The following is a 24,901-nucleotide window of genomic DNA, read 5'->3' on the forward strand; positions in this document are numbered from 1 at the left end:
TACTTATTTCAATTGGTCTTTGATCAAGTCACCAAGACTGTTCGACTCGTCATCGTTGATTTCGTTGAGCATTTCCTGGTCTTTGATACGCTCAAGTTTTTTGACCGAAAGACGGATACGATCGCGTTTTGCATCGATTACCAAAATCGCCGCTTCGATGGTTTGACCGATTTGAAGCTCTTCGGGATTAAGCGGATAGAGGTCTTCGTTACGGATCAACGCATCTACTCCGCCTTCGAGAGAAACGAATACGCCGAAATCTTTGACATCACGGACCGTTGCGTTGACGACGTCGTTCATTTTGTGTTTCATGGCAAACTGATCGATCGGGCTCTCTTCAAGCGATTTACGGTTCAAAGAGATTTTTTCGTCTTCGGCATTGATTTTCGCGATTTTGACTTCGATCTCGTCACCGATTTTCAACGTCTCTTTGCATTTGACGTTTTTATCCCATGAAAGATCTTGATTGTGCAGAAGTCCTTCGACTCCTCCCACTTTGACAAACGCACCAAAGTCGGTCAATGACGTAACAGTCCCTTTGACGACGTCGCCTTCTTTGCATTTTTTCATGAACTCTTCAAACGGTTTAGGCTGAAGGCGTTTGTACGAAACGCGCAATTTATGCGTTTTCGAGTTGATTTCGATAACCTCTACGTCGATTTCCTGACCGAGAGTCAAATAATCTTTCGGGTGTTTGATGTTTTTATCCCACGTGATTTCGGAGATATGCAAGAACCCTTCGATGTCGTTTCCTAGGTCAACGAACACACCGTACGGCTCGATATTGCTGACGGTAACGGTAATGGTATCGCCCTCATCCAGCGCTTCTTCGACTTCTTTCCACGGATCAGGCTGAACCGCTTTGATCGACAATGAAAGGTGGCGTTTGTCTTTATCGTACGCAATCGCTTTAACCGTTACTTCATCACCCTCTTTATAAAGTTTTGAAGGGTTAACCGGTCCTTTGTAGCTGATCTCGTTGTAATGAACCAGCCCGTCGATCCCGCCGACATCGACGAACATCCCGTAACTGGTGATCTTTTTGACGGTCCCCTGGATGATTTTGCCCTCTTCCATCAATGCGTCAATCACTTCTTTTTTGCGTTTGCGCTCATCGTTGAACAGTTTGCGGCGTGAAACGACGATTGACGCTTCTGCAGGATCGATTTTGACGACCTGTGCTTTGACCATTTTGCCGATGACGTTATCCGTCTCTTTAAACGCCGCCAATGAACGAGGAAGGAAGAAATGGACATCGTCCGCTTCAAGAAGATATCCCCCCTTATTTTTCTTGGTCACGATTGCATCGACGATGACCGATTCGAAATCTTCTTTGTGCGCATTGATGAATGCAAGAGTTTTCTCTTGTTCAAGCACTTTTTTATACGAAATTTTCGGACGCTCGTTGTAGTGTCCTGTAATCATTACCGTAATTTTTTCACCGACGTTGAAAAGAAGTTTTCCTTCTGTATCGCGGATCTCGTCCAATGAAAGAATCCCTTCGAGTTTTTCGCCGACGCCTACCAACGCGCGGTTGTCACTCTCCTGGATTTCTACAATTTCACCTTCTGTGATGCGAGTCGATTCTTGCTCTTTGAAAGACGCCTCTAACATCTCGGCAAAATTTTCTTCTTCGAATGCTTCGTTATCGAAAGCCATACCTAATCCCTTGTAACTAAAAATTGGCTGATTATAGCGAAAAAATGCTTGGATTGAGTTTAGAGAAAGAAGCTGAAAGGCTAGGCATTTGCCAGAAGATTGATTTTTTTGACAACGTCGTCAATGATCCAGTCGGGAGTTGACGCTCCGGCACTGATGCCGCAAAGCTCTTTTCCCGCGAACCAATCGCTTTGAAGATCGTCTTGGCTTTCGATGTGGTAACTGTCGGGGCAGAACTCTTTGGCAATAGCATGAAGCTGCTTGGTATTGGAAGAATTTTTTCCCCCGATGACGATCATCACATCCGCTTTTTTGGCCAGTTTTCGTACCGCATCCTGATTGTCGAACGTTGCATTGCAGATCGTATTAAAAACACGTACCTCTTTATGCGTAGCCATCAGTTTTCCGACAATTAGCTGGTAATCTTCGATTTTCCGGGTTGTCTGCGCGACGACCGCCACTTTTTCGCGCAATCGGAGAGCATCGATTTCATCGGGGCTGTTGACGACAAAAACGTTACCGACGGCGTAACTTTTAACCCCTTTGATCTCCGGATGCGTTTCATCGCCGAAAATGACGATATCGTACCCCTGCGCGCTCATCTCTTCGCAAATCTGCTGAGGCTTGGTAACGTAAGGACACGTGGCATCGACCACGTTGACATTGCGTTCGTTGAGCACTGTCAGTTCCTGCTTCGGGATGCCGTGCGTACGAATAACGGCGGTATCCCCCGCTCTAAACGTATCAAGATTTTCACTCAAAGCGACATTGAAATCGTTTTTCAGACGATCAATCTCGTTGGCATTATGGATCAGCGGTCCGTAGGTGGCCGAATTGCGGTTATCTTCGGCGATTTTGATCGCCCGTTTCACTCCGAAACAAAATCCGTAACTCTCGGCCAGTTCTATTTTCATCGTTCACATTTCCCGCATTGGCTTAACAGTTCAAAAAAATTGGGAAACGAGGTATTGATGCAGTCAACATCTTCGACCTCCATCCCGCATTTCAGCCCGGCAATCAAAAAACTCATCGCGATACGGTGGTCTCCGTAGCTGTTGACGACAGCGCCTGCAAGTTTTCCGCCGATGACGGCGTAACCGTCGGGATACTCTTCGGTTGCGATGCCGCAGAGGTTGAGATTGTCGACGACCGTTTTGATCCGATCGGATTCTTTGACCCGCAGTTCTTCAGCGTTTTTGACAACGCTTTTCCCCTCGGCACAGGCCATGGCGATGGAAAGAGCGGGAAGCTCGTCGATCAGCCAGGCGATGTTCTCTTCGACCGTGACCGCTTTGAGCGGCGCGTATTCGACGCGGATATTTCCGATCGGCTCATAGCGCTCGTCCGTCAAATCGTAACTGATCTTGGCACCCATTTTTTCCAGCACTTTAAACGCTTCGATACGGGTCGGATTGAGTGTCACCCCCTCGATCAGCGCGCTTGATCCCGGGATAATCGCCGCAGAAACCGCAAAGAAAAAAGCGCTCGAAGGATCTGCCGGAACGCGGATATCAAGCGGACTTAGAGGTTTTTCGAGAGGCCATATCTTCGTCTCAAGACCGTTAATCTCGATGCGTGCTCCCATTCCCCGAAGCATCCGCTCGGTGTGGTCGCGGCTAAGTTCGCTCTCGCGGAACGTACATACGCCGTCCGATCTCAGAGCCGCCAGCATCATCGCACTTTTCACCTGTGCGGATGCAACAGAAGAAACATAATCAAATGCTTTAAGCGACGCCCCCCGGATCGAGAGAGGGGCGAGATCGCCGTTATTACGCCCGTCAAGTTTCGCACCGATAGAGCGCAGCGGCTGTGTCACCCGTTTCATCGGGCGACGCTTGAGATATTCGTCTCCCGTCAAGACAAAATGCCCCTCGGCAGATGACAAAAGACCGCAAAAAAGTCGCATTCCCGTCCCGGAGTTACCGCAATCAAGGATTTCAGAAGTCTCTTTGATCCCGTTTGACCGGACACGGATAATTGATCCGTCATCGTGGATTTCAGCTCCAAGATGACCGACGATTTTGAGCGTATTGAGGGTATCCTCGGCCCGCAAAAAATTGTCGATCCGGCTTTCTCCCTCGGCTAAAACGGCAAACATCGCACACCGGTGAGAAATTGATTTGTCAGGAGCAATCGCATTGCTGGAAAAAGCAAAGGATCGAGCGGGATAGACTTTTGCTTTTGTCATCGCAAACTTACTCCGAGTTCTTCATTCAGGCCGTTCAGAACCCATTCCATCGCGGCGGTAATATCCTCTTCTTCGAGGGTTTTTTCGTCCGACTGGAGCACGAAGCGCAGCGTCAAACTCATTTGATCGCCCAGAGCTTCAGAGACATAGCGGTCTACAGGGTAAAATCGGCGCACCTGTTGGGATGCATGTTTCTCGATCACCGATTTGATTGTCTCATACGATATGCTTTTCGAAACAAGCAAACTCAAATCACGGGAAGATGCCTGATATTTCGAATACGGCTGTGCCTGTACCAAGCCATACGGAAGACTATCGGTGTTCAGCTCGCACACAAACGTTTGAGCAAGGTCAAACTCTTGTTCGATATTCGGATGGATACGGAATAATTCTCCCGCTTCCCGGCCATCGATCATCACCTTTGCGCACATATAAGGATGCGCCAGAGCATGCGTCGGCGTATGCGGCAGAAGTTCAAACGAACCCGCCACATTTGAAATCAACTGGACGAATGAAGCAAAATCCGTATTTGAGGGTTTGCCTGCATTAGAGACTTTTTCTCCTTCCATGGCTCCCGAAACGATAAAACCGAGGCGCTTGGATTCGTTGCGCCGCGGGTCAAAAACCATCCCTGTTTCAAACAACGCGATTTTTTTCTGATTTACTTTCACGTTTGCCGATGCCGAGTTCAAAAGTCCGAGCAACAATGTCGGACGAAGAGTATCGAACGTTGCCGTAATCGGATTGAGCAGCTCTTTATCCTCTTCCGTACAGACAAAGCCGTATTTTTCAAGTTGAGCCCGCTCGTTGAATACAAAATGAACGGACTCATAAAAACCGCTTTGAGCGGCACGGTGACGATACATTCGTGTTTTACGGTATTCGTTCAGATCCTCTCCCATGCGGTTCGCTTCAGAAAAATGAAGCGGTTTGGACGGGATATTGTCGATACCCACCATGCGGACGATCTCTTCGACAATGTCTTGTTTGTTAATGATGTCATGACGAAACTGCGGGATTGAAATGGCAAACGTCGATCCCTTTGGTTTTCCGATCTGCATTCCCAGATTTTTGAAAATCTGGGTAATCGTCGTTTTGTCTACGTTCATGCCGATAAACGCTGAGATTTCTTCCTCGCTCATGCTGACGATACGCGGTTCGTAGCTTGAAAGCAGCTCGATATTTCCGCCGTACACCTGCGAAGACGAAAACTTCTCAAGCAAACTCATCGCATAGCCGATCCCCATATCGATTTTCGGTTCGCTTCCCCGAGACGTGCGATAGTAATGAGGACAGCTCGGAACTTTTTTCTCACCCATTTTTTTGGAAACGATATCGGGAGCAATGTAACTGGCTTCGATAATCGCCAGTCCTTCATTCTGCGTGAAATGGGCCTCTTTTTCCTGAGAGACACCGATAACGGAGACTTTTTCTTTCCCGTACAGCGCCGCATAGCCGTTTTCATCGGTATCAAGCGTAATCATCCCTTTGGATTCCTGATCGCCGAATTTTTCAAACGGATAGGCGCGTAAAATAACGCCGGTGCTGTGCGTCGCATAAAGCAATACCGCATCGACCGCGGTTGCATACGCCCCCTCGATCAAAGCCAACCGAAGCGTCAATAAAAACGGAACGGGGAAATCTTTGACATCTACCGCACCGAAAAGTAGATCTGCTTCAAACGTTTCGTTGTGATGCAGCTGCAAAATACGCCCGATTCCCAAACGATCCTGATTTTCGTTTTTTGCACACTCGCGCAACGGGCGGTTCAATGCCGCGCGAAGATCACGGGCAATACCGCGGATGCTGAGACAATCGCCGCGGTTAGCGGTCAATTCGATCTCGATCAAATCATCATTGAACAGAGGATATTCATTAAGGTTTTTGCCCAATTCCAATTCCCCGATGCTCGCATCAAGGATCATGATCCCCTCACCCGTTGAGGGCAGTCCCACCTCTTTGCTTGAACAAATCATCCCTTCCGAGGCAACGCCGCGAAGTTTGGCTGCTTTGATTTTCAGGCCGCCGGGAAGTTCCGCGCCGACCGTTGCCAAAGCGATATGGATTCCGGCCCGTACATTGGACGCGCCGCAAACGATTTGGCGGATACCCGAACCGATGTTAACCTGGCATACGCTTAGTTTGTCCGCATCGGGATGGCGTTCGCATGTTTCGACGTAGCCGATTACAACACCGTTAGGAACGAAAAGAACCTCATGACGGTCTACTTCAAGCCCGATGGAGTTGAATGTTTTCAGCAGCTGATCGGTCGTTACGCCTCCCAGATCAATCCATTCGTTTAACCAATTTTTTGTAACGATCATCTAAACTGCTCCAATAATCTCGTATCTCCTTCAAACAAGGAGCGCAAATCACCGATCCGATGGATCAGCATCGCGAACCGCTCGACACCAAGGCCGAATGCGTAGCCGCTGACGTTCTCATAACCGACCGCTTTAAAAACGTTCGGATCGACAATGCCGCACCCGAGGACTTCAAGCCAGCCTGTTTTCGAACAGACACGGCACCCTTCCCCGCCGCAGAAAATACAGCTGATGTCCACTTCGGCCGAAGGCTCCGTGAATGGGAAAAAGCTCGGACGGAAACGGACTTCTACATCCCCGAACATCGTCTTGAGGAAATCTTCGAGAATGAATTTGAGATTAGCAAACGACACTTTTCCGGCCTCTTCGACGACAAGTCCTTCGACCTGATGGAACATCGGCGTATGGGTCAAATCGTAATCGCGGCGGAATACGGCACCCGGAGCGATCATGCGGATCGGCGGTTTTTGCGAAAGCATCGTACGGATTTGAACCGGAGAGGTATGGGTACGCAGCAGCATCGAATCTTTGAAGTAAAACGTATCCTGCATATCACGTGCCGGATGATACTTCGGAAGATTCAACGCTTCGAAATTATGGAAATCGTCTTCCACCATCGGGCCGGTCTGAACCGAAAAGTTCATCGCCAGAAAATATTCCACGATCCGGTCCATCGTCTCCATCACCGGATGAAGCGACCCGCGCTCGCTGGAAGGCGAGTAAAGACTTACGTCAATGGCTTCCGCTTTCATCGATGCTTCGAGGTGTTCCATCGCCAAAAAAAGCTTCCGGTCGAGCAACAATGCGTTCAGTGCCTCTTTGTGGATATTTAATTCTTTGGCAAAAGATCCTTTTTCCGCATCGGAAAGATCTTTCATCCGGGCGAACTCGGCGTTCATAACCCCTTTTTTCCCGAAAACGGCAATCCGAATCTCTTCGATTTTATCAATCGTATCGGCCGATTTTATCGCGTCATACCACTCTTGCAAAGCAGTGTCTCCATCCGTAAGTGAATTCTAAAAACAATCAATCATAACCATTTTGAAAAAAAATGGGCAATTTTTAGAGATATTGTAATCTAATCTCTTTTATAAACAGCTTCAAAGCGGGATTCATCTCGGAAACTTGTGCTACAATGAGAAGAAAAAAAGAGGCTTTAATATGTGCATTTTTTGCAAAATCAGCAACAAAGAGATCCCCTCCAATCCGGTAGCCGAAAACGAAGAATTTTACGCGTTTCATGACATTAATCCCAAAGCTCCTGTCCATGTGCTGGCTATCCCGAAAGCCCATTATGACAGTTTTAAAGAGATACCGGGGGACGTTATGGGAAGAATGGCGACCTTTATGCAAGACGTTGCCAAAACGGTCGGAATTGATGAGAGCGGCTACCGCATCATCAGCAACATCGGAGACAACGGCGGGCAAGAAGTCAAACATCTCCATTTCCATATCCTTGGCGGTGCGAAACTCAAATGGGGCCATTTCGCCGACGCCGATCCGAAAGACTTCTTTTAACCCTTGTTCCCGGCCGTTTCCAAACGGCCTTTCAAAAGACAATTGACCGCATTTTCAAGCTGTACGCGGAGTTCAGGATTCGTGATCGTTCCCGAGATTTCATCAAAATTTTCCATAAAACTCGGAACAGACACGCTCGCTTTAACGCAGCCGCCGAAATGGGGAGCCGATGCGGTAGCTATGCCGAGCACCGTCGATGCCCCTCGAGCACCGGGCGAAGTGGCCAATAAAACCATCGGCTTGTTTTGAAACACTTTCGAGTCAATACGCGAACACCAATCGAATAGATTTTTGTATGCTGCGGTATAGGCACCGTTATGCTCGGCAAAAGAGATAATAAGTCCATCGCTTTGGGTGATTTTGTCAAAAAAGTCTTTTGCCAGCGGCGGGTGACCCAGCTGCACTTCCCGATCCACGCTGAAAAGCGGAAGTTCGTAATCGTTAAGGTCCAGAATCTCGACTTCGACATTGCGAAGCAAACCGGCCGCATACGTTACTAACTTTTTATTGATCGAGTTTTTACTGCTGCTGGCCGCAAATGCGACTACTTTCATCGATTCTCCTTTGGAAGAGATACCATCAAGTCAAGCTTAAGCGTTACATCCTTGAAGCGAACCGAAATCAACGCTGCTCCCGCCGCCGCTGATCATCTTCTCGTTTTCGCGGATCGTCTTGCCGTTATGTTTGATCGTGTACGTGATGACGACACTGTCGCGAATCGTGTTGATTGTCGAGCAATACGTTTCCAGACTCGCCATGACCCAGCGCGCTGCAAGGGTATCGTCGGCATTGGAATCGAAACGGTATTCGAGGTGCAGGGTATTGAATTTACGCGGTGCCGTCTCATTGCGCACGACTTCGCCGTCCACTTCGAGATTTTTGACTTCATACCCCTGCTTTTGCGGCAGCATGACGACGTCGGTGGCGCTGCAGGAAATAATGCCGCTCAGAAAATATTCGATCGGCGAAATTTGAGGGCAGTCGATGATAAAACTGCTTTTTTCTGTTTTCGCTTCAAAACGCATCGCATCCTGATGTGAAACGGTTATTTTCATTTAACATCCTTCAAAAAATGATCAAAATACATGATCTGCTCGAGTGTACGGACTTCCGCCGTTCCGCCTTGCGACGTTCGGGCGTTCATCGAATGCTCGATGGACAGATACCCGCACACATCGTCTTTGATACGGTTATCGATCGCATAAAGCTCTTCGTACGCGATTTCGCTCAGATCGATTCCCAGAGCTTCGGCACGGGCGACGGCGCGTCCGGTGATATGATGCGCTTCGCGGAAAGGAACGTCGCAATGCTCGACTAGGTAATCGGCCAGATCGGTCGCAGAAAGATGTCCAAGCTTGCACGCACGGGCCATATTCTGAGGTTTGACCGTCATCGTGCGAAGCGCTTCGCGAAGGATTTCAAGGGAGATTTCGATCGTCTCGACGCTGTCGAATACCCCTTCTTTATCTTCTTGGGTATCTTTGTTGTACGCCAGCGGAAGCCCTTTCATGACGGTCAAAAGCCCCATCAGGTTGCCGTAAACCCGCCCCGTTTTACCGCGAAGCAGTTCGGGCACGTCAGGATTTTTTTTCTGCGGCATGATCGAACTTCCGGTCGAATACTCGTCTGAAAGTTCAACAAAACGGAATTCATAGCTCGACCAAAGAATAATCTCTTCGGCAAGACGCGAAATGTGCATCATCAACGTTGAAATGTTAAATAAGATTTCCAATGCGAAATCGCGATCGCTCACCGTGTCGAGGCAGTTAATACTGACACTGTCGAATCCAAGAGTCTGCGCGGTCATTTCGCGATTGATGTTATGAGGAGTCCCGGCTAATGCCGCACATCCGATCGGAGAGATGTTATTGCGTGCCGCACTGCTTTCGAAGCGCTCGCAGTCGCGTTTCAACATCGATGCATAGGCCATCAGATGAAAAGCAAAATTGATCGGTTGCGCGTGCTGAAGATGCGTCATTCCCGGCAGAAGCGTGGACGTGTGATCACGGGCAATGTCGACGATGACGGCCATGACCTCTTTGATCTGCTCGATGATCTCGCGGTTTTTACGCAAGACATAGCGGCGAAAATCAAGTGCAACCTGATCGTTGCGGCTCCGCGCGGTATGAAGTTTTTTTCCCGCTTCTCCGATGATTTCGGTCAACCGTTTTTCGATCGCCATATGAAGGTCTTCATCCGCAATTTTCCATTCGAACGAACCCGATTCGATTTCACTCAAAACCTGTGCCATCCCTTTTTCAATCGCCTGAAGTTCATCAGAGGTCAAAATCCCCTGCTGGGCCAGCATCTGTGCATGAGCAACGGAACCTTCGATATCTTCGCGATAGAGTTTCCGGTCAAACATGATCGACGCATTGAACTGTTCCAAAAGTTTTGACGCATCTTGTGCGAAACGTCCGGACCACATTTTTTTCATACAATCTCCGAGTCTTGATAAATAATGCGTATTTTAGCGAAGTTTGGTTTAGAAGAAAGCATGAGAGCGGGGCACTTTCGTGCCGGAAAGATTAATTACAGGCGGGAACGTTGCCGCTGTCGGATGCGTATTCCACGAGAAAATCTTCGATATGCCGGGCATTTTTTGTGAAAGCTCTGCTTTTAAAATATTCCCACGAATTCGTCGCTTTTTTTGACGAGAGATGGATATCGGCAAGTTTTTCGCCTTTATTGTCCATCAGTTTTCCCCATGTCCGCTGTTTCTTGGAACCGGCAAATTCCTGTCCTCCGCCGTGACACTCTTTGCACGATTCGATGTAAATCTTTTGCCCTTTGTAGGTGGCTGCGCTCAGAACTGTCGAACCGGCTAAAAGCATGAAAACAGCTGTAGCGTATAGTGTGCGCATCGGAATTGCTTATCCCTGTTAAAAAAGATTTAAATTAATACTACATTACTAATTATAATAGAATGCTTAGAGTTGGAACTTTTCTTCCCGTTTCGGATCAAGGTCCCATACTCCGATGGTTTTCAGCCGTTCGACAACCGAGGGAGTGCACTCGACATCACCCGGCCATTCCCGTTCAAATCCGTCAACCGCCGTTTTCGTCGTACCGTCTATCGCGACAATCGAATCGCTTCGATAGAGGTCGCGTTGCGCGTCCAAATTATTGCTCACCCTCCAGATCAGCATATAGGGATTATGGATGTCATTTTTGGCTTCATCGACAAAAACGACGATCCGCAGATAGCGTTTCAACTCCTCAAGCGCAGTGAAACATTCCCGAATCGAACGGTTGAGTTTACGGACGCTGATCACCGTGATCGGATTGGCCGTATGACGCATATACTGAGTCACGTTTACCGTTTCGGGGATCAGTGCGGAGAGTTTTTCCAGCAAGACGGCACTTTCCAGAGAATCGGGTGCTTCGATTGTAAGCGATGCGGTCAGATCGATCCCCAGTTTCCCTCCGACCAACGCTTCAGGGCTGGAGTGATCAAGCGCGTCCGTGATCCCCTCGGAGACAAACAGGCACTTAGGATGGAAACGATTAAGCGCATAGGTGACCAGCGCTTCGTAGTTGTTCAGCTTCGGGGCATCCTCCCCGAAGAAAAAGGCGTGTTTAACAAAACTCATCTGCCCCGATCCCCAGAAAATATGCATAAACTGCTTGGCGTGCCCTTTGTAAAGTGTCTTCATCTTAGCCAATATCAGATTGTGGAAAACACCGTTTTCGGGCATGTGGTAATCGATCAAATCGGCCGCATTGGTTTTCAGCAGCGGCAAAAAGATCCGTTCGGTCGCCCATCCCATGTATTTGTCTTCAAGCGGCGGTTTGCCGACGACGGTCGCCAGATAATAGGGATTTTTACGGCTGGTTATCGCACTCACGTCCAGTACCGGATAATACTCTTGGAGGGTGTAGTACCCCGTATGATCGCCGAAAGGCCCTTCCAATGCCATTTTTTCGGGATCAACCCACCCTTCGATGACGAAATCGACATCTTCGGGAACAAACAGCGGTGTCGTAATCGATTCAACCAGTTTCGGACTCTCTTTTTTGATAAGGCCGTACAGCAGCAGTTCATTTACCCCATACGGCAACGGAGCGGTTGCGCACCACGTATAGAGCGGATCGCCGCCGATGGCGATCGAAACCGGCATTTTTTTGCCGGCGCGCTGGTATTGATCGAAGAAATGGGACGAGTCTTTATGAATCTGCCAGTGCATCCCGAGACGGTGCTTATCATAAACCTGCAGTCGGTACATCCCCAAATTGACGACATCGCCGTCAAGACTTTGAGTATATACCTGCCCCATCGTGATGAACGGCCCGCCGTCTTCTTCCCATGTCGTCAATATCGGAAGATCGTACAGATTGGCGTCATCTCCCTCTTTGACAATTTCCTGACAGCTTCCCCGCTTGGGAAGTTTTTTAGGGAAGATGTCCTTCATGGCGAACAGATCGCCCAGCATTCCGACTTTTTCTTTGAAACTTTGCGGCGGCTTCATGTGCAGCAGTTTTTCGATCTCTTCGGCTACCCCTTCGACATCACGGCCAAAAAGCAGTTCCGTACGCCGATACGAACCGAACAGATTCATCACGACGGGAGTATCGAAACGTTTGCCGTTTTTACGGTCAAGCGGATGGGTGAACAGCAGCGCTTTGCCGCCGTTTTCCTTTTTCACCTCGGCATATGCCAAATGGGGGATTTCAAGGTAAATATCCATAGGCTCGCTGATGACACGAAGTTCATCGTGCGATTTGAGCAGATCGATCGTCTTTTCCAGCGTCATTGATTGGCCTCGTTTGCCATCGCTTCGGCACGTTTGAGCAATTCCAATGCCCCTTTCTCGATCAGACGCGCCGCCATTGCTTCGCCGACTCCTGCCGTTTGATCTTTGGAAATCGTGATTGTATCACCCATCGTTTCGCTTCCATCCGGCATCCCCAATGTTGAGCGGACAATCACGTTGCCATCAGCCTGCACCCGCGCGCTTACGCCGATGGGAACCTGACAGCCTCCTTGCAGCGTATCGACGAATCCGCGCTCGATGGTCGTTTCGATGCGGCTGTTCCGATCATCGAGAAAGCGGGCGATTTCAAGAACCCACGGCTCGTTTACCGTTTCGATTCCCAAAGCACCCTGCCCCATCGCCGGAAGCATCTCGTCAAGCGAAATCGGATAAAAATGGTTGACCGATTCGTGGAGGCCCAAACGGTTGATCCCCGCTGCGGCAAGGATGATCGCGTCAAATTCTCCTTCTTTCAACTTGCGGATACGGGTATCGACATTTCCGCGCAAATCTTTGATAATGAGATCAGGACGTTCCAGCGCCAGCTGCATCCGGCGACGTAACGACGAAGTTCCGACAACAGCACCTTGCGGCAATGACGCAATATCGGGATATTTTTCGCTCAGCATCGCATCACGAACATCCTCACGCACCGTAATCGCTGAAAGCAGCAATCCCTCAGGCATAACCGTGGGAACGTCTTTGAGCGAATGGACCGCCATCTGTGCTTCACCGCGGAGCATCGACTCTTCGATCTCTTTTAGAAATAACCCTTTTCCCCCAATTTTGGCCAACGGAACATCCAAAATCTTGTCACCCGAGGTGATGATGATTTTCAGTTCGACCGAAACCTCGGGAAAATTCGATTCGATGACCGATTTGATATGGTTTGATTGCCATAGGGCTAGTTTACTTCCGCGGGTCGCGATGGTCAATTTTTTCATCGATTATTTAACCTTTACTTCTTTATATTTCATTTTTTTAGGGTCTTTTTCGCCGTTAAAAAAGACGGTCGGTGTTCCGGACACGATCATATCGGCGGCAACCTTTCGGTCGAATTCAAACTGTTTGGCTACAGAAGGACGTCGGATATCGCCGGTAGAGACTTTTGCACCCGTTGCCTTGTTGAACGCATCAAGAATTTTCTGCTCGTTTTTCTCGTTTGCATCAATATCGACGGTATAAAGTTTCATGACGGCATTCTTCATCCCCTCTTCTTCCGCAACAATAGCCGCTTTGGTCAACGTAACCGCCGCAGGATGCAAACCGGCCAGCGGGAGATGATAATAATAGACGGCAAACGTTTTGGGATATTTCGCCATATACGATAGCGCTTCAGGAACATAACGGCGGCAAAACGGACACAACGGATCGGAAAAAATGGCGACTTTATGGGTGGCATTCGCGTCTCCGCTGATACGGTTTTCTTTGGTATAAAATGCCGCGTTGAAATCAGGAGTCACCGTATCGTTATAGCGCATTCCCGTTTTCAGGTTCACAAGTTCCGGCGCGATAATATCGCCGTTGACGAAATACGTGCCGTTTTGATTGATCCGGCGTTTTTCATTCCCTTGTTTGACATCGGCTTCGATGCTGATAAAATAAGCCTGCCACCCGCTCATGGAAGGGACCGGCTTTTTGCCGTTGACTTCTATGTTCAGGTTGCTAACGGCGGGATTGTTTCCGATCCCTTTTTTCAAAAAAGCAACGACTTCCGCATCGGTGGCGGCAAAAACACTAGCGGAGAGTAGGAGTATCGTCGATAATTTCGGCATCAATGACATATTCATCCTTTTGTGGTGGGGTTGGTGGCTCATATTTTCGCCCAAAACGGTTAACGAGAAACGAACCGAATAAAGAAAACAGTAATACAAGTCCGATCAGATCGCTGACAAAGCCGGGAACAATCAGTAAAAAAGCGCCCAGAAGAGTCATTATATTACGATTTGTAAATCCTTGCACGTCAATCTTACGCATCTGCAACGCATACAGGTTTTCAGCCAGCGTGTGGCGGAAGTTTAGGAGAACGAAAATGCCCACCATAGCACTCCCGACAATCTCCAAAAAGGTTGCCATCCCCCCGATGCGGGTAGCAATGTCAACCGTAACGATCACCTCTGCAAAGAGGTAGATCAAAAAATAGATCATTGTACGAGTTCCCCGATGGTATCGATTACTTTATCCGCATCCACGGTAATCATCTCGCGCGTACTGCGGATCATGATCTGCACCGAACCGTTGTCGAGTTCTTTCCCGACAATCACCGTATACGGAAAGCCGATCAGTTCGGCATCGGACATTTTGAAGCCGAAACGCTCTTTACGGTCGTCCAGAATCGTTTCAATGCCTTGTTTTTGCAAAGCCTCATACAGTGTTTCAGCGTAGGCAAGATGCGCCTCTTCTTTGACGTTCGATACCATGACATTCACCAGATACGGTGCCGTCGAAGGGGTCCAGATGCACCCGCGATCGTCGTGGTGCTGCTCGATAACGGCGGCGACCAGACGGCTCACCCCCATCCCGTACGTTCCCATGATAAACGGCTGCGAGCGGCCGTTCTCATCCAGGAATTCCGCTTTGAGCGGTGCGGAATAAACGGTCCCGAGTTTGAAGATATGACCGACTTCGATCCCTTTGGTATGAAGCAGTTTTCCGCTGCAGTTCGGACATCCGTCCCCTTCCTGCACCGCGGCGAGATCGGCGAAATGGGCCTCGTTCATGACGCCTAGATCAACGCCGACAAAATGATAATCCGCTTCGTTGGCTCCGCAAATCATTGCCGTCGCATTGCGGGTATCATTGTCCATCACGATGCGTATTTTGTCCTGATCCAGCGGCCCGATGAATCCCGGAACCAATCCGATCTCGCTTAGTTCTGCTTCGCTCGCATCGACCAGATCGATTGCCCCGACGCTGTTACGCGCTTTGACCTCCTGAAGTTCGTCGCACCCGCGAAGGAAGAAACAGACCAGTTCGCTCCCCTCGGTATAGACGGCACGCAGAACGACTGCTTTGAGGGTGTAATACGGATCCGCATGAAAAAACGCGCTCAAATCATCGATCGATTTGATCCCCGGCGTTTTAAACCGGGCGAAATCGGCTTCAGGGGCGGCAGGAATATCGGTTCGCGGTGCGCGGCGGGCCGCTTCGACATTGGCACCGTATTCGCACGTATCGCACACTGCAAGCGTATCTTCACCGCTCTGGGCCAATACCATCAGTTCTTTGGAGCCTGTCCCGCCGATGGCTCCGCTGTCGGCTTCAACAATCCGGAATTTCAGCCCCAGTCGTTCCAGAACCCTTTTGTATGCCGCTTCCATCGCGTCAAATTCACGATCAAGGTCTTCGGTGGAAGCGTGAAAACTGTACCCGTCTTTCATGACGAATTCACGAGCGCGCATCAGTCCGAATCGGGGACGTGCTTCATCACGGAATTTGGTTTTGATCTGATACACGTTCAATGGGAGCTGTTTGTAGCTGGTGACCCGGTTGCGGACGATATTGACCATCATCTCTTCGTGGGTCGGCCCCAGAACAAACAGATTTTCTTTACGGTCACGGAAACGGAGAAGTTCTTTGCCGAATTTTTCGATACGGCCGCTCTCTTCCCATAGTTCGGCCGGAGTAACGAAACTCAGATCGACTTCAAGCGCGCCGCATGCAGCCATTTCTTCATTGATAATCGTCTCGATCTTTCGAAGTACCCGTTTGCCGAGCGGCAAAAAGTTGTACAAACCGCTGGCGACCTGAGCGATAAACCCGGCGCGTGAGAGATAGATATGGCTTGGCAGCTGGGCATCTTTTGGGGATTCTTTGGTGGTTGGGATATAGGCTTTGCTAAAACGCATCATTTTCCTTTCGTGTGATAGGTGCAGGACTTACGGGAGAGATCGGATCCCTCATCGTTTTCCGTTAAAAAATTCATCGATTCGATCAGGGCGTCTACTTTTAAAGGATCGGAACCGTCGCGCATCCTCTGGGCAAACGGGTGCAAGAACCGCTTTAGCGTCTGGATCGCGGCTTTGCGGACGGCGTGTTCGTATTCTTCGGGGATATAACCGTTTTGAATGACCCTTGAGGCTTCGGCATCCGCCGCTTCTTCGGCCCGTAAATAGAGGCTTTTGATCAACGGCTCGATTGAGAGGGTTTTGAGCCATTCGAAAAACATGGCGACGTGACGGCGGATGATCACGTAGGAGACTTTGGCTTCATCTTCGCGCAATGCAATGTTCTCACTCACAATTTCCTGCAAGTCATCAACGTAATACAGAGCAATGTTCCAGTTCGAGGCTTCGCATTCGATATCGCGGGGTACGGCCATATCAAACCAGTGCCGCCGGAACGGAACGGTTTTGACCATCTCTTCGGTGATGATCGGCTGAATCGAGCCTGTCGAGGTGAAGAGCAGTTCGTATTCATTGATAGCGTATGCGATCTCCTCGAACGACCGAACGCGGGCATTGCATTCACGCGCGATCTCTTCGGCTTTTTCGAACGTCCGATTCATCATTGTCACATCCACGCCTTGCGCGCTCAAATGTTTGCAGGTGATGACCGACATTTCCCCGGACCCGATAACGAGTGCTTTTTTCCCCTCAAGATTTCCGATGCTCTCCTTTGCCTTGGCAACCGCAACGCTGGCAACCGAAACCGGTTTCGAGGAGATATTCGTAGCATTGCGTACCTCTGCGGCACATTTGAACGCAAAATTCATCGCACGGGAAATTTTTTGAGCCGAAAACCCTTTTTCGGCAGAGAGTTTAAACGCGTCTTTAAGCTGCCCGGCGATCTGTGTCTCCCCAACAACCATCGAATCCAGCGAACTCGCAACGCTGAAAAGGTGATGGATACACCCCTCGTCGTCAAAAATATCCCCCCGTTCATGAAGCTCGTCTCGGCTGAGTCCCGAACGCGCCGCAAGAAGGGAAAAAATAGCCTCCGTCGCTTCTTCGGTATTGTTACAGCTGCAGAAAATCTCCACCCGGTTACAGGTAGAGAGGAGCAGCGATTCGCTGATGGCATCGTGACGTCCCAGCACCGCCAACGCATCGAGTTGGTCGGATTCGTTGACAAATGCCAGTTTTTCCCGGATGGCGAGCGTCGAGTTTCGGTGCGAAAAGCTGACGATAAGATAGTGCATCAGTGGCTTCTTTTGAGAACGGTTTCGATGATGGCATGAAGCGGTACGTCATCGCCGACGGCCGCAATCGCTTCATCGCACAAGGTTTGAGCATAGGCATACGAACGTTCTATGACGCCGTGTTCGTTCATTTTGGAGCGGATCCACCCTTTTTCTTCATCGCCCAACACTTTCGCATGAAAGGTTTTAAGGCGTTCCTGATCCGAAACATTCAGGCTCTCGTACAAATCGATATAAGGGAGCGTCGTTTTTCCCTCCACAAAATCGTTCAATGACGGCTTGCCGAGCGTCGCCTCGTCGGCGGTAATATCAAGGATATCATCGACGATCTGAAACGCCAGCCCCAGGTTTTTTCCGTACGTTGCGTACGCTTGCGCATTCTTGTCGGCCAAAACGGCCGCCGAAAATGCGGCCGCTTCGATCAACGTCGCCGTTTTGAGATAGAGCATTTTGAGATAAAGGTCTCGGTCGGTATTAAACGCATCGGCCATCTCGACATCCATCATTTCCCCGACAGAGAGACGTGTGACCGATTCGGCAATACTGCGCGCGATAGCAGGGTCAAAAGCGGTAAGTTCGCTGAACGCTTTTGAGTAGAGGATATCTCCAAGCATAATAGCCACTTTGCTGCCGTGAGTTGCATTAACCGAAGCAACGCCGCGGCGCAGCATCGCTTCGTCAATGACATCATCATGCAGCAGGCTCGCCGCATGAATCAACTCGACAATCGCGCCCAAAAGCGGAGCGTGAGCTGCCTCGGGAGCTATCGTCAATATCAGCCGCGCACGAAGCCGTTTTCCCCCTGAAAGTTTTGCAAATAATTCAGCCGCCTTGGGATAACCGACTTCGTCGACCAGCTTGGCAATGAGTGTTTCTACCTTTTCCAACATCCTCTAAATCACTTCTCCGTTAAATACTCGAGCTCTACACGCTTCTCTTTATCGATCAGCAACAGATCCATTCGCGCCGTTTTTGCCCCTTCGTCAAACTGTTTGAACACGATAATGACGTAGGGAGCATCTCTCTCGTTTTTTTTGGCCGGGAGCAACCGTTTTCGAAAGCTTTGATTGGTATGTGACGCATACAAGATATGCTGTCCCACAAACCGATCAAAATTTTCATGAACGACCAATGCCTTATCGGTATAGAGAGTCCAGCGAAAGCTGAGAAGGCGTTCTTGCCCTTCCCCTTTCACCAGCACTTTAACCGGCTGATCCTTTTGGAGCGTAAAGCTTTTCGATTCTCTCCATGGGGCGGCATACAGCCAAATCGCCGATATCGCCAGACATGCAAAGAATTTTTTCACTGAATCTACTCGTTTTGGGTCAATACGTTTCCGACCGATTCGATGTAAAGATTTTTTGTCATGAATTCTACCTCATCGGCACGTTCGAACAAAGCACTTTTAATGACACGGTCGATTCCCTCTTCACCGTAGTGTTCCTGCATCAGCAATTCCAAAACAGCCATACGGTTCATAACACGTTCCAATTCGGCATGAACCAAATCACGATTGGCATTGAATACGATGTCCAGAAATTTGCTTTTGGGCGAACCTTGGAAAATATCGTCTTCGTCTTCGAACAAATTATACATGGTATCCTCCAAGTGCATACCGAAATTGTTTCGGTATTTGGATCGCGATTATACCACCACAATTCTTAGTTGATGCGATGGACAATACGCGACAGGGAAAATTCAGAACTGCGTATCCAAAATCTCATTTTTGTATTTGAGCGCTTCGACTTTGGCCTTGATCAGACGGTTTTCTTCCATCAGCGCGTCATGCTCGTGACTCAATGTCGATATTTCCCGGCTTTTGAAATAGATTTGGGTATTGATAAAGATTTTGGGAAATACAACAATCAGAATCAAAAATACTCCGACAAATACATTCCGCAAAAAAAGCAGCCCCATCGAATCATCCGGGGCGATGATCTCCCGCGTTTCTTCTAAAATATCGTGTTTATCGCTCATCGTTGAATCTCGAATATCCGTAGTTTTGCGCTTCGGCTTCGGGGGTTGGATCGCAATTCATCCTCTTGGGCACTCAACGGTTTTTTCGTGACAACCTTGCCGATCGCATGATTGTTTCCGCAGGTGCAGCGCATCGCTTCAGCAGGACAGATGCAGTTCTTCGACCACTTCGAAAAACGGTTTTTGACGATCCGGTCTTCCAGAGAGTGAAACGTGATAATCGCTACGCGAAGCCGACGGATTGAGGAAAGCTCGACCGCATCCAGTAGCCGTTCCAATTCCCCCAGCTCATCGTTGACTTCGATTCGAATAGCCTGCATCACCAATGTGGAAGGATGAATTTTTTTTCCCTTCGGCATCAGATGGAAAATGGCATTGGAGAGTTCTTTCGCCGATCCGAACGGCCGGCGCTGAACGATTGTTTCGGCGACGCGGCGGGCATTGCTCACTTCCCCATACTCGCGTAAAATGGTCTCAAGTTCGCTTTGCGAATAGGTATTGACCACTTCTGCCGCGCTCAGCGGTGCATCAGGGTTCATCCGCATATCTAGCGTATCGCTCTCGTACGAAAACCCCCGTTCGCGTTGATCCAGTTGAAGTGACGAAACTCCGATGTCGGCCAAAATGCCGCAGAGTTCTTCTCCCCGCTCGGCAATTACCTGTTTCGCAACGTCTGAAAAGCGGCCCCGCCGGATTTCGGCCCGTTTGCCGAAAGGCTCAAGTCTGCGCGAAGAAAATTCAATCGCCGTCGGATCCTGATCGATGCCGATCAGCGAAACCTGCGGGTAACCCTCCAGCAATAATGACGAATGGCCGCCGTACCCCATAGTGCAATCGACTATAATCCCCTTCGTGCAGGGCGCAAACGCGTCAATCACTTCACGGTACAAAACGGGGATATGGGGGATCTCCTGCACACTGCTTCCTTCGGGATTTTTTGGGCCTTATACTACCCTAAGCTCACTAACATATCGTTTAAAATCACTCATAACACGGGTGACCGTCTTTTCTTTGCGCCAAATCAGACGAAATTCCCGTTCGAACCGGTGGGCGGTGATTTGGGCCTCAAACATTTTCTTTTGCGCAAGCTCGTCGGCAACACTTAGTTTCGGCAGGCATGAGAGCGCTTCTTTATCGTGGGTCAGATACCGTTTAATCGCCTCGTTGTGTTCAAATTCCATGTCGATATTCAGCTCTTTATCGATCGGGGCGATCTGTGAGAGAAAAATTTCGCGGGTTCCCGATCCCCTCTCTCGCAATACCCAGCGTTTGGAAACCAGTTCGTCAATATAATACGCCCTTTGCCCCAAGGCGGGATCGCTCCCCACAACCACCAGCTCATCACTCATAAGACGCAGCGACTCGAGATCATTCTCTTCGAATTTTCCTTCGATAAATCCCAAATCGCAGATGCCGCTGCGCACCATCTCGATGACGTCGGTGCTGTTAGCCGTTTTAAGAGACACCTTTACCGTAGCGTTTCGGGTACGATAATCACCGATCCACTGCGGAAGCAGGTAGTTGCTGATCGTAACACTCGCTGCCAGATGCAGATGCCCTCCACTCGATTCAGCCCGAAACGTCTCAAACAGACGATGCGACTTTTCGACGATCTCTTTGGCATGATCGTAAAAATAACGCCCGCGTTCATTCAAAACCAGCCGCTTTCCGATCCGCTCGAACAGCTCTTCGCCCGAATCTTTTTCCAGTTCCCGTACCGCCATGGATACAGCCGAAGGGCTCATCGCCAGATGTTCAGCGACATCGATGACCCTTGAAGACTCGGACAAAGCCACAAAAATTTCCAGTTGGCGCAGTGTAAACATCTCTTTTGACCCCTCTATTGTGCACTATTATATGCTAAAATCCTTTTCATGGACAAACAAAACTTGAAACGCCAGCTTGCCGCATTCGCGCTATCGATGTTCCGAAAAGATTTTTTCGGCATTTATCACGGCTCTCTTTCGGCCAAGCTCGATACCAATCAATTCACGATCAATACGAAAAATGCCATTTTCGACTCCATCGGGGAAAACAGCCTCATCGATCTGTTTTACAACAAAGACTACCGCTGGAAAGACGCCAGCATCGACGCATCAATCCACCACGGTATTTACCGACAGATCTCCGACGCCAAATTCATCACCTTTACGATGCCCCCCTTTACAACCGCCTTTTCGCTTAACCACAGCATCATCATCCCCAATGATTATTTCGGCTTCAAAGAGTTTGGCAAAATCCCGATCTACGACCCTAAAAAATTCGACGACTGGTACGAACGTGCCGTCAGCGAGATTCCGCAATATTTTCAGCAAAACAATACATCGATCATGGTGATACGCGGATACGGTGTTTACGCCTTCAGCCGCGACATCCATTCAATGGTACGGCAGCTTTCCATCCTCGAGCGCAGCTGCCGCATTCTGATGCTCGATCATTCTCAAGCGCGGTTAGACATCGACTGAAACCGATGCAATCGCCCCTTCTATCGCGTCAAAAACACGTATTATTTCGCTTTCGGTAATCACATACGGGGCCATGACATAAATAACGCCCCCTAACGGCCGGATCAAAACGCCCCGATCGAGACAGAACTGGTGGATTTTCAGCCCGATCCGTTCTTTGGGGTCAAATCCTTCCAGCTCAATCGCGGCGATCATGCCGCATTGGCGTACTTCTTTGACCTGTTTGAACCGTGAAAAGCGTTTAAGCTCTTTGGCCACCAGGCCACTCATGCGGCGGTTATTTTCTATAACACCTTCCGTTTCAAAAATATCGAGCGTTGCGTTGGCAGCGGCACATGCGAGTGCATTCCCCGTATAACTGTGTGAGTGCAAAAAAGAACGGACGGGATCGTAATCACAATAAAACGCCCCGTAAACGTCATCCGTCGTCAACACGACCGATAACGGCAGGTATCCTCCGGTAAGTCCTTTGGAAAGCGCCATAAAGTCGGGGCTTATCCCTGCTTGTTCGCAGGCGAAAAGTGTCCCCGTCCGACCGAATCCGACTGCGATTTCATCGGCAATAAAATGGATGCCGTTTTCTTCGCACAGACGCTTCGCCTCGGTCAAAAAACGGGGATGATACATTTTCATCCCCCCCGCGCACTGCACCAGCGGCTCGACGATCAACGCCGAAATCTCCGATCCCCTTTCGCGCAAAAGCGCCGCGAAAGCCTCTGCCGCTTCTAGAGCCGCTTCAATGCTCTGATCCCGCGGTGTTTGGGTCTGTACGGAACGGATCAGCAGCGGCTCGTAGGTCTCTTTGTACAACGCCACATCCCCGACCGCCAACGCCCCCAGAGTCTCGCCGTGATAGCTTTCCGAAAGCGAGACAAACAAAGGGCGTTCGTCTCCCCGGTTACGGTGAAAATGGTAGCTCATTTTGAGGGCTACTTCAATGGCACTGGAACCGTTGTCCGCATAAAAACATCGCGTTAGCCCTTCGGGGGAAAGTTTGACCAGCCGCTCGGAAAGCCGCACAACCCCTTCGTGGGTAAACCCGGCCAAAATCACGTGTTCAAGCGTTTCGAGCTGTTCTTTGATTTTTTGGTTGATGTAAGGGTTGGAGTGACCGAAGAGGTTGACCCACCAACTGCTGATTGCATCGATGTAACGGTTGCCCTCGAAATCCTCCAGATACACCCCTTCCCCTTTCGCTATCGGAGTCATCGGAAGCGTTTCGTGATCTTTCATCTGCGTGCACGGATGCCACAAAACTTTCAAGTCACGTTGCGCCATTTGGATATTATTCATGGAAACCTCTCATTTTTGGGTTATAATGTGATAACACGCGTTAGCCGGAGTCTCTTTTCATCCAAGTTTAATGGTAAACGCAATAAAATATCTGAATTCTACAACAGGACTCTTTAATGATCACATGGATGCAGCGCCACCGCAAATACCTGGTCGTAACAATCTGGATTTCTACGATTGCCTTTATCGGTGCAGGGTTCGTCGGATGGGGGCAATACAGCTACGGAGACAAAGCCGGTGCGGTTGCCAAAGTCGGCGATAGAACCATCACCGCCGAAGAACTTCAGAAAAGCTACAGCAATCTTTTCAACCAATACAATCAGGTATTTCAGGGAAAGATGGATGAAAAAATGGCTCAACAGCTTGGTCTTCAGCGCCAAGCTCTGCGGCAGCTTGTCAATCAGGCCTTGGTACTCAACCTTGCCGATAGTTACGGGATGGTCGTCAGCGACAAAGAACTTTCCGATGTCATCCAATCGCAACCGATGTTTTTCAACGAAGGTTCCTTTGACAAAGCCGTGTATGAAAAAGCTCTTTCGGACAACCGTATGACCAAAAAAGAATACGAAGAGTCACTGCGCAAAGAACTGTTGATCCAAAAAACCCTCTATATGCTCGCATCCAACAGCAGAACGTATGAGACGAAAACGCTTACCAGCGCTTTAGGCGTGTCGGACAAAATCAGCTATAAATTGCTGACCCCCGAAATGGTCAATCTCACCGAGAACGAGGCAGGGCTCAAAGCCTTTTGGGAAAAACGCAAAAAAGAGTTTAAAACCGAACCTGTTTATGAAATCGCATACGTCCGTCAAGCTTCCCTTTCCCTTGCGCCCGACGAAAAACAAATCAGCGAGTATTACGAGGCGAACCGCCTGACATTCAAAGACGCGGCGGGAAAAATCATTCCCCTTGCCGATGCACGCAGTATGATCATCGCAGCATTAAATGACAAAGCGACCGAGAAAGAAGCGCTGCGCCTTTATATCGATTACAAAAAAGGTCAGCTTAATCCAGCTGTTACCCCTGAAAAAACGGCCGTTACCGCTTCGGCCTCCGCCTTCGATGCCAAATTGACGAAAGAAATCATGGCACTAACGGAACAAAAGCCGTACCTTAAGCCGCGTAAAGCAGGCAACGACTACGTCATTGCCAAACTTGAGAAGTTCATTCCCGCACGCACCAAAACATACGAAGAGGCAAAAACACAGGCTAACATTCTTTATACGGCGGAACTCAAAAAAGAGAAACTTCAAGAACTCGCCAAAAACAGCTACCGCTCGTTCAGCGGTATGACTACCGATTTTATTACCCGCGCCGACAGCTCTGCATTACCGGGTTTAACGCAGCAGGAAGCGTCTGAATTCCTCTCCAAACTCTTCACTTCCAAGCAAAAACAAGGTTTTATCACTTTGGAGAGCGGAAATGTTATAATCTATAACGTTTTGGAACAAAAGTTGCTTCAAACAAAAACAATTGCAGATGAGACAGCCGTTGCGAAACTGAAAGGGGATGTATTGGATCAAGGACTGATTAAAGTACTTGAGAACAAATACCCGGTTGAAATCTATGTGGAAGGGATCTGA

Annotated in this window: 25 protein-coding genes; 3 read left to right on the forward strand and 22 right to left on the reverse strand. The window is 49.2% G+C overall.

From position 1 onward, the window contains the following. Window positions 1-3: 3 nt before the first annotated feature. From JU82_RS10765 to pheS, 5 genes are all read right to left on the reverse strand, one after another. A complete protein-coding gene (locus JU82_RS10765; RefSeq protein ID WP_037950539.1) occupies window positions 4-1,659 on the reverse strand; it encodes a 30S ribosomal protein S1 in 1,656 nt (551 codons plus the stop codon). Window positions 1,660-1,739: 80 nt separating this feature from the next. Further along, entirely contained in the window at window positions 1,740-2,573 is an 834-nt protein-coding gene (locus tag JU82_RS10770) for a 4-hydroxy-3-methylbut-2-enyl diphosphate reductase (protein ID WP_037950541.1), read from the reverse strand. After that, window positions 2,570-3,847, reverse strand: coding sequence for a 3-phosphoshikimate 1-carboxyvinyltransferase (gene aroA, locus JU82_RS10775; RefSeq protein ID WP_037950544.1), 1,278 nt, complete (start codon window positions 3,845-3,847; stop codon window positions 2,570-2,572). Before aroA ends, JU82_RS10770 begins: the two co-directional genes overlap by 4 nt. Then, window positions 3,844-6,171 carry a phenylalanine--tRNA ligase subunit beta gene (gene pheT, locus JU82_RS10780; RefSeq protein ID WP_037950547.1) on the reverse strand — a complete coding sequence of 776 codons (2,328 nt, stop codon included), beginning with the start codon at window positions 6,169-6,171 and terminating at the stop codon, window positions 3,844-3,846. Before pheT ends, aroA begins: the two co-directional genes overlap by 4 nt. Continuing rightward, complete coding sequence (gene pheS, locus JU82_RS10785) at window positions 6,168-7,160, reverse strand: phenylalanine--tRNA ligase subunit alpha (protein WP_037950551.1); 993 nt, start codon at window positions 7,158-7,160, stop codon at window positions 6,168-6,170. Before pheS ends, pheT begins: the two co-directional genes overlap by 4 nt. Window positions 7,161-7,332: 172 nt before the next feature. Here pheS and JU82_RS10790 point away from each other — a divergent pair, with 172 nt between their 5' ends. Then, window positions 7,333-7,689 (forward strand): histidine triad nucleotide-binding protein, encoded by a 357-nt coding sequence (locus JU82_RS10790; RefSeq protein ID WP_037950553.1) that lies wholly within the window; start codon window positions 7,333-7,335, stop codon window positions 7,687-7,689. Here the strand turns inward: JU82_RS10790 and JU82_RS10795 are convergent. The 16 genes from JU82_RS10795 to JU82_RS10870 form a co-directional block, all read right to left on the reverse strand. Next, window positions 7,686-8,243, reverse strand: a complete 558-nt coding sequence (locus JU82_RS10795; protein ID WP_037950559.1) for an NAD(P)H-dependent oxidoreductase — start codon at window positions 8,241-8,243, stop codon at window positions 7,686-7,688. The two genes, JU82_RS10790 and JU82_RS10795, sit on opposite strands and share 4 nt — an antisense overlap. Before the next feature lie 36 nt (window positions 8,244-8,279). Further along, window positions 8,280-8,744 (reverse strand): OsmC family protein, encoded by a 465-nt coding sequence (locus tag JU82_RS10800; RefSeq protein ID WP_037950561.1) that lies wholly within the window; start codon window positions 8,742-8,744, stop codon window positions 8,280-8,282. Further along, entirely contained in the window at window positions 8,741-10,126 is a 1,386-nt protein-coding gene (gene argH, locus JU82_RS10805; protein ID WP_037950564.1) for an argininosuccinate lyase, read from the reverse strand. Before argH ends, JU82_RS10800 begins: the two co-directional genes overlap by 4 nt. A gap of 91 nt (window positions 10,127-10,217) precedes the next feature. After that, window positions 10,218-10,553 (reverse strand): cytochrome c, encoded by a 336-nt coding sequence (locus JU82_RS10810; RefSeq protein ID WP_037950566.1) that lies wholly within the window; start codon window positions 10,551-10,553, stop codon window positions 10,218-10,220. Between the two features lie 66 nt (window positions 10,554-10,619). Beyond that, window positions 10,620-12,437, reverse strand: a complete 1,818-nt coding sequence (locus JU82_RS10815; RefSeq protein WP_037950703.1) for a menaquinone biosynthesis decarboxylase — start codon at window positions 12,435-12,437, stop codon at window positions 10,620-10,622. Window positions 12,438-12,439: 2 nt separating this feature from the next. After that, window positions 12,440-13,387: a hydroxymethylbilane synthase gene (gene hemC, locus JU82_RS10820; RefSeq protein WP_037950569.1), complete on the reverse strand. Its 948-nt coding sequence runs from the start codon at window positions 13,385-13,387 to the stop codon at window positions 12,440-12,442. 3 nt (window positions 13,388-13,390) lie between these two features. Beyond that, a complete protein-coding gene (locus JU82_RS10825; RefSeq protein WP_037950570.1) occupies window positions 13,391-14,227 on the reverse strand; it encodes a DsbA family protein in 837 nt (278 codons plus the stop codon). Continuing rightward, window positions 14,181-14,591 (reverse strand): FxsA family protein, encoded by a 411-nt coding sequence (locus JU82_RS10830; protein WP_037950572.1) that lies wholly within the window; start codon window positions 14,589-14,591, stop codon window positions 14,181-14,183. The genes JU82_RS10825 and JU82_RS10830 overlap by 47 nt, the downstream gene beginning before the upstream one ends. Further along, window positions 14,588-16,291: a proline--tRNA ligase gene (locus tag JU82_RS10835; RefSeq protein WP_037950574.1), complete on the reverse strand. Its 1,704-nt coding sequence runs from the start codon at window positions 16,289-16,291 to the stop codon at window positions 14,588-14,590. Before JU82_RS10835 ends, JU82_RS10830 begins: the two co-directional genes overlap by 4 nt. Then, window positions 16,291-17,583 carry a glutamyl-tRNA reductase gene (gene hemA / locus JU82_RS10840; RefSeq protein ID WP_037950577.1) on the reverse strand — a complete coding sequence of 431 codons (1,293 nt, stop codon included), beginning with the start codon at window positions 17,581-17,583 and terminating at the stop codon, window positions 16,291-16,293. Before hemA ends, JU82_RS10835 begins: the two co-directional genes overlap by 1 nt. Beyond that, window positions 17,583-18,473, reverse strand: coding sequence for a polyprenyl synthetase family protein (locus JU82_RS10845; protein WP_037950580.1), 891 nt, complete (start codon window positions 18,471-18,473; stop codon window positions 17,583-17,585). Before JU82_RS10845 ends, hemA begins: the two co-directional genes overlap by 1 nt. 8 nt (window positions 18,474-18,481) lie before the next feature. Next, window positions 18,482-18,889 (reverse strand): hypothetical protein, encoded by a 408-nt coding sequence (locus JU82_RS12130; protein ID WP_294892881.1) that lies wholly within the window; start codon window positions 18,887-18,889, stop codon window positions 18,482-18,484. 5 nt (window positions 18,890-18,894) lie between these two features. Further along, window positions 18,895-19,179, reverse strand: a complete 285-nt coding sequence (locus JU82_RS10855; protein WP_037950582.1) for a DUF2018 family protein — start codon at window positions 19,177-19,179, stop codon at window positions 18,895-18,897. Between the two features lie 102 nt (window positions 19,180-19,281). Continuing rightward, a complete protein-coding gene (locus JU82_RS10860; protein WP_037950585.1) occupies window positions 19,282-19,560 on the reverse strand; it encodes a hypothetical protein in 279 nt (92 codons plus the stop codon). Further along, complete coding sequence (gene rsmH / locus JU82_RS10865; RefSeq protein WP_037950586.1) at window positions 19,557-20,477, reverse strand: 16S rRNA (cytosine(1402)-N(4))-methyltransferase RsmH; 921 nt, start codon at window positions 20,475-20,477, stop codon at window positions 19,557-19,559. The genes JU82_RS10860 and rsmH overlap by 4 nt, the downstream gene beginning before the upstream one ends. Before the next feature lie 27 nt (window positions 20,478-20,504). Next, window positions 20,505-21,386 (reverse strand): LysR substrate-binding domain-containing protein, encoded by an 882-nt coding sequence (locus JU82_RS10870; RefSeq protein WP_037950588.1) that lies wholly within the window; start codon window positions 21,384-21,386, stop codon window positions 20,505-20,507. A gap of 48 nt (window positions 21,387-21,434) precedes the next feature. Between JU82_RS10870 and JU82_RS10875 the strand changes: the two genes are divergently transcribed. Beyond that, complete coding sequence (locus JU82_RS10875) at window positions 21,435-22,025, forward strand: class II aldolase and adducin N-terminal domain-containing protein (RefSeq protein WP_037950590.1); 591 nt, start codon at window positions 21,435-21,437, stop codon at window positions 22,023-22,025. On the opposite strand, the gene JU82_RS10880 is transcribed toward JU82_RS10875, so the two are convergent. Beyond that, complete coding sequence (locus JU82_RS10880) at window positions 22,011-23,318, reverse strand: adenosylmethionine--8-amino-7-oxononanoate transaminase (protein WP_037950592.1); 1,308 nt, start codon at window positions 23,316-23,318, stop codon at window positions 22,011-22,013. The genes JU82_RS10875 and JU82_RS10880 overlap by 15 nt on opposite strands. A gap of 116 nt (window positions 23,319-23,434) precedes the next feature. Between JU82_RS10880 and JU82_RS10885 the strand changes: the two genes are divergently transcribed. Beyond that, a complete protein-coding gene (locus tag JU82_RS10885) occupies window positions 23,435-24,901 on the forward strand; it encodes a peptidylprolyl isomerase (protein WP_037950595.1) in 1,467 nt (488 codons plus the stop codon).

It is taken from the genome of Sulfuricurvum sp. MLSB (assembly GCF_000747095.1).
GTDB lineage: Bacteria > Campylobacterota > Campylobacteria > Campylobacterales > Sulfurimonadaceae > Sulfuricurvum.

Bases quoted from the DNA above. Each gene is read 5' to 3' on its own strand.
- JU82_RS10875 (WP_037950590.1), top strand. From the start codon at position 21,435: ATGGACAAACAAAACTTGAAACGCCAGCTTGCCGCATTCGCGCTATCG.
- JU82_RS10795 (WP_037950559.1), bottom strand. From the start codon at position 8,243: ATGAAAGTAGTCGCATTTGCGGCCAGCAGCAGTAAAAACTCGATCAAT.
- JU82_RS10860 (WP_037950585.1), bottom strand. From the start codon at position 19,560: ATGAGCGATAAACACGATATTTTAGAAGAAACGCGGGAGATCATCGCC.
- JU82_RS10855 (WP_037950582.1), bottom strand. From the start codon at position 19,179: ATGTATAATTTGTTCGAAGACGAAGACGATATTTTCCAAGGTTCGCCC.
- JU82_RS10845 (WP_037950580.1), bottom strand. From the start codon at position 18,473: ATGTTGGAAAAGGTAGAAACACTCATTGCCAAGCTGGTCGACGAAGTC.
- hemA (WP_037950577.1), bottom strand. From the start codon at position 17,583: ATGCACTATCTTATCGTCAGCTTTTCGCACCGAAACTCGACGCTCGCC.
- JU82_RS10810 (WP_037950566.1), bottom strand. From the start codon at position 10,553: ATGCGCACACTATACGCTACAGCTGTTTTCATGCTTTTAGCCGGTTCG.
- argH (WP_037950564.1), bottom strand. From the start codon at position 10,126: ATGAAAAAAATGTGGTCCGGACGTTTCGCACAAGATGCGTCAAAACTT.
- hemC (WP_037950569.1), bottom strand. From the start codon at position 13,387: ATGAAAAAATTGACCATCGCGACCCGCGGAAGTAAACTAGCCCTATGG.
- JU82_RS10765 (WP_037950539.1), bottom strand. From the start codon at position 1,659: ATGGCTTTCGATAACGAAGCATTCGAAGAAGAAAATTTTGCCGAGATG.
- pheT (WP_037950547.1), bottom strand. From the start codon at position 6,171: ATGATCGTTACAAAAAATTGGTTAAACGAATGGATTGATCTGGGAGGC.
- JU82_RS10790 (WP_037950553.1), top strand. From the start codon at position 7,333: ATGTGCATTTTTTGCAAAATCAGCAACAAAGAGATCCCCTCCAATCCG.
- JU82_RS10870 (WP_037950588.1), bottom strand. From the start codon at position 21,386: ATGTTTACACTGCGCCAACTGGAAATTTTTGTGGCTTTGTCCGAGTCT.
- aroA (WP_037950544.1), bottom strand. From the start codon at position 3,847: ATGACAAAAGCAAAAGTCTATCCCGCTCGATCCTTTGCTTTTTCCAGC.
- JU82_RS10880 (WP_037950592.1), bottom strand. From the start codon at position 23,318: ATGAATAATATCCAAATGGCGCAACGTGACTTGAAAGTTTTGTGGCAT.
- JU82_RS10835 (WP_037950574.1), bottom strand. From the start codon at position 16,291: ATGCGTTTTAGCAAAGCCTATATCCCAACCACCAAAGAATCCCCAAAA.
- JU82_RS10800 (WP_037950561.1), bottom strand. From the start codon at position 8,744: ATGAAAATAACCGTTTCACATCAGGATGCGATGCGTTTTGAAGCGAAA.
- JU82_RS10885 (WP_037950595.1), top strand. From the start codon at position 23,435: ATGATCACATGGATGCAGCGCCACCGCAAATACCTGGTCGTAACAATC.
- JU82_RS10825 (WP_037950570.1), bottom strand. From the start codon at position 14,227: ATGTCATTGATGCCGAAATTATCGACGATACTCCTACTCTCCGCTAGT.
- JU82_RS10770 (WP_037950541.1), bottom strand. From the start codon at position 2,573: ATGAAAATAGAACTGGCCGAGAGTTACGGATTTTGTTTCGGAGTGAAA.
- JU82_RS10830 (WP_037950572.1), bottom strand. From the start codon at position 14,591: ATGATCTATTTTTTGATCTACCTCTTTGCAGAGGTGATCGTTACGGTT.